The sequence below is a fragment of the Thomasclavelia sp. genome (genome assembly GCF_017889095.1).
Lineage (GTDB): Bacteria > Bacillota_I > Bacilli_A > Erysipelotrichales > Coprobacillaceae > Thomasclavelia.
Genome location: NZ_JAGHEW010000378.1, coordinates 1 through 3890, shown reverse-complemented (window position 1 = coordinate 3890; position 3890 = coordinate 1). Strand labels below are relative to the sequence as shown.

The 3890-nt window shown below is 34.0% G+C and carries 4 protein-coding genes and 1 pseudogene; 4 read left to right on the top strand and 1 reads right to left on the bottom strand.

Annotated elements, in window-relative coordinates; translation table 11 throughout:
- Both dnaK and dnaJ read left to right on the top strand, forming a co-directional pair.
- Positions 1-235 (top strand): annotated as a pseudogene (gene dnaK, locus J7M77_RS16145) (molecular chaperone DnaK); the annotation flags it as partial.
- Positions 236-290: 55 nt separating this feature from the next.
- Positions 291-1418: a molecular chaperone DnaJ gene (gene dnaJ / locus J7M77_RS16140; RefSeq protein WP_296880422.1), complete on the top strand. Its 1128-nt coding sequence runs from the start codon at positions 291-293 to the stop codon at positions 1416-1418.
- 99 nt (positions 1419-1517) lie between these two features.
- Here dnaJ and rpmB read toward each other — a convergent pair whose 3' ends face one another.
- On the bottom strand, positions 1518-1703 hold the full coding sequence (gene rpmB / locus J7M77_RS16135) for a 50S ribosomal protein L28 (protein ID WP_296880421.1): 186 nt from the start codon (positions 1701-1703) through the stop codon (positions 1518-1520).
- A gap of 238 nt (positions 1704-1941) precedes the next feature.
- Here rpmB and J7M77_RS16130 point away from each other — a divergent pair, with 238 nt between their 5' ends.
- Together J7M77_RS16130 and J7M77_RS16125 are read left to right on the top strand one after the other, a co-directional pair.
- On the top strand, positions 1942-2298 hold the full coding sequence (locus J7M77_RS16130; RefSeq protein ID WP_296880420.1) for an Asp23/Gls24 family envelope stress response protein: 357 nt from the start codon (positions 1942-1944) through the stop codon (positions 2296-2298).
- Positions 2299-2310: 12 nt separating this feature from the next.
- A partial coding sequence (locus tag J7M77_RS16125) for a DAK2 domain-containing protein (protein WP_296880419.1) occupies positions 2311-3890 on the top strand: 1580 nt, incomplete at its 3' end.

Here is a 3890-nt window from a genome sequence, read left to right as displayed (position 1 = left end):
AACACAAAAAGAATCAGCTCAAAAATTAAGAGATGAATTAAAAACTGCATTAGATAACAATGATATGGCTACATTAGAAGCTAAAATGTCTGAACTTGAACAAATGGCACAACAAATGGCTTCATACGCATATCAACAACAAAACAACGCTGGTGCTAATGCTGGTAGTACAAATAGTACAGCAAACAATCAAGATGACAATGTTGTTGATGCAGATTTTGAAGAAAAGAATTAATTTAAAGCCAAGGCTTTGCCGCCTTGGTTTTAACTAGTGTAAAGAGGGTGAAGATATGGCGGATAAAAGAGATTATTATGAAGTCCTAGGTATTAGTAAGCAGGCTTCGGCTGATGAAATCAAACGGGCTTATCGTAAAAAAGCAAAACAATATCATCCTGATGTCAATAAAGAGCCAGGTGCAGAAGAAAAGTTTAAAGAAGTACAGGAAGCTTATGAAGTTCTTTCAGATCCAAACAAAAAAGCTACTTATGATCGTTTTGGTCATGCTGCCTTTGAACAAGGTGCTGGAAATGGTGGCGGTGCTGGCGGATTTGGTGGCTTTGGCTTTGAAGATGTCGATCTTGGTGATATTTTTGGATCATTCTTTGGTGGTGGCGGAAGATCTCGTCAAAGAAATAATGGGCCACGTCGTGGTGAAGATCGCTTAATGCGTTTAAATATCGATTTTATGGAAGCAGTAAAAGGGGTCAAAAAGGATATCAAGGTAACTTATGATGCTCCATGTTCACACTGTAATGGAAGTGGTGCGAAAAATCCTAATGATGTTCAAACATGTTCTCGCTGTGGTGGTCGCGGTACGATTCAACAGCAGCAAAGATCACCTTTTGGTACTTTCGTAACCGAAACAACTTGTCCTGATTGTAATGGGACTGGTAAAGTAGTTAAAGAAAAATGTCCACATTGTCATGGTCGCGGTTATGAAACTAAGACAGTTACAGTACAATTAGATATTCCAGCGGGAATTAACTCAAATCAACAATTAAGGGTTGCTGGAAAAGGTGGCCGTGGTGTCAATGGTGGTTCTAATGGTGACTTATTTGTAGAAATTCAGGTAAGCAGCCATCCTCATTTTAGACGTGAAGGTCGTAATATCCATATTACTGTCCCAGTATCTAATGTTGATGCAACTTTAGGTTGTGAAGTGGATGTTCCAACTGTTCAAGGCGATGTTACTGTTAAAATTCCTGCCGGAACGCAATCTGGAACAATATTACGTTTAAAAGGTAAAGGGGTAAAAGATCTTCATAGTAATAACTATGGTGATGAAATGGTACGAATCGAAGTTAAGATTCCAACTAAATTATCAAGTGAAGAAAAAGAGTTATATCAAAAATTATCTAAATTATCAAAGAAAAAAGAATCAATTTTTGATGCATTTAAACGTCAGTTTAAAAGATAAAAAGTGCGAATTTAAAAATCGCACTTTTTTAATTATTAATACATTTATTTAAATTGATTGGGTAAAATAAAAATAGTACACATTGTACTATTTATATTACTAAGCAGATTTTCTTAAAGTTCTTAATTCTCTAGCAGAGATTCTTACTTTTGTAGGTTTACCATCTACTAAAATAGTAGCTTTTTGTAAGTTTACGTTCCATTTTCTTCTACTTGCATTCATTGCGTGAGAACGTGTATTACCAGACATTGGTCCTTTACCGCTGAATTGACATTTTCTTGACATAGGCTCTCCTCCTTACCTTTAGTAGTGTTTTTACGTACTGAACTATATTATCATCTTTATCAGTAAAAAGCAATTATTTTTTTAAAAAAATAATTATTTTATCAAGATAAATTTAATACTTGAAAAAAATAGGAAGTTTGTTAGAATAAATTCTAGCCTTTAGAATTGTCAAGATTAGGGATTTAAGATATAATTACTAAAGATAGTATTATTTAAACGAATACAAGGAGGCATATAGATGATTAAAAAGAAAAATAATATAGGGACTGTCAACATCTCGTTAGATGTCGTGACTACAATTGCAGGTGGAGCTGCAATTGAGTGCTATGGAGTAGTTGGCATGGCTAGTCAAAAAAGATTAAAAGATGGCTACTATGACTTGTTAAGAAAAGAAAATTACTCAAAAGGAATTGTCGCTCGTGATGGCGAGAGTGGTCTAATTTTAGATCTTTATGTCTTATTAGGCTATGGAATCAAAATGACTGAGGTATTGCACGAAGTACAGAAAAAGGTAAAATATGTTGTTGAATCTACTTTGGATATGAATGTGGAAGCGGTTAATGTCTATGTTCAAGGAGTTCGTGGAGTAGAATAGAGGAGAGAGAAGATGAAAGTAGTTACAGGTGAGTTATTTAAAGAGATGGTGTTATGTGGGGCAAATACTTTACATAATAATTATCCAGAAATCGATGCATTAAATGTCTTTCCAGTGCCTGATGGTGATACCGGAACTAATATGTCATTAACTTTTTCTGCAGGTGCTAAAGAAGTCGATAATTTTGATTCTAATAATATAGGTGATATTTCTAAAAAATTATCAAAAGGATTATTAATGGGTGCTCGTGGTAATTCGGGTGTTATTCTATCGCAAATCTTTAGAGGAGTTTCAATGACTTTACAAGGTCATGAAAGTGCTGATGCCATGCTTTTTGCTAAGGCTCTATCTAACGGTGCTAAAGTTGCTTATAAAGCAGTAATGCGTCCTGTTGAAGGAACAATCTTAACAGTTATTCGTGAAGCTAGTGAAGCCACTGAAAAATATGCTAAAGAAGGAATGGAAATTGAAGATTTATTTTCATACTTTGTAAAAAATGCGGAAATTGCATTAGATCGTACCCCAGATTTATTACCAGTTTTAAAAGAAGTTGGTGTTGTTGATAGCGGTGGTGCGGGATTGTTACTTGTCTTTACAGGATTTATGGCTGCTTTAGCAGGTGAACGAGTAGAATATGTAGAAATCAAATCAAGTAATGATACAGCGATGAATGCTGTTGCTAGTGTTGAAAGCGGTGAAGAAGGATATGGTTATTGTACGGAATTTATTATTAGACTAGAACCTTCATTAATAAATAAATTTAAAGAAGATCAATTGAAAAAAGAACTAGAACGCATACCAGGAAATAGTATTGTGGTTGTTCAAGATGAAGAAATCGTTAAAGTTCATGTTCATACATTAAAACCAGGAAATGCGCTAAATATTGCCCAAAGATTTGGTGAATTTATAAAACTCAAGATTGAAAACATGCAAGAACAAAGTGATGCTATTCAAAATGCTGGTGGTTCAATTGTTGGGGTTGATGATAATAAAGCTAAAGACGAAATCCCACCTAAAGAAACGGCAGTAATTTCAGTATGTGCTGGTGATGGATTAAAAGATGCCTTTTTAGAATTACATTGTGACTATGTTGTCAGTGGTGGACAAACAATGAATCCTTCAGCTGAAGATATGGTTCAGGCAGTTAAAAAGGTAAATGCGAAAAATGTTATTATTTTACCTAATAACTCAAATATTGTCATGACTGCTCAACAAACAGCAACTATTTTAGAAGATGAAGTAAATGTAATTGTTATTCCAACAAAAACAATTCCTCAAGGTTTATCAGCATGTATCATGTATAACCCTGAAGCTTCATTAGATGATAATGTAGCGGATATGAATGAAGCAGTTGGTAATGTCAAAACTGGTCAAGTAACATTTGCGATCAAAGATACATCAATTGATGGTGTAGAAATCAAAGCTAATGATTATATGGCAATGGTTGAAAAAAATATTGTTGCCTGCAAAGATAATAAATTAAAAGCATTAAAAGTCGTTTTAGAAAATATTATTGATAGTGATGCTGAAATTGTTACTTTAATTTGCGGTGAAGATGTAAATGATGAAGACGTTGAAGAAATTGAAAGTTT

Bases quoted from the DNA above. Each gene is read 5' to 3' on its own strand.
- dnaJ (WP_296880422.1), top strand. From the start codon at position 291: ATGGCGGATAAAAGAGATTATTATGAAGTCCTAGGTATTAGTAAGCAG.
- rpmB (WP_296880421.1), bottom strand. From the start codon at position 1,703: ATGTCAAGAAAATGTCAATTCAGCGGTAAAGGACCAATGTCTGGTAAT.
- J7M77_RS16130 (WP_296880420.1), top strand. From the start codon at position 1,942: ATGATTAAAAAGAAAAATAATATAGGGACTGTCAACATCTCGTTAGAT.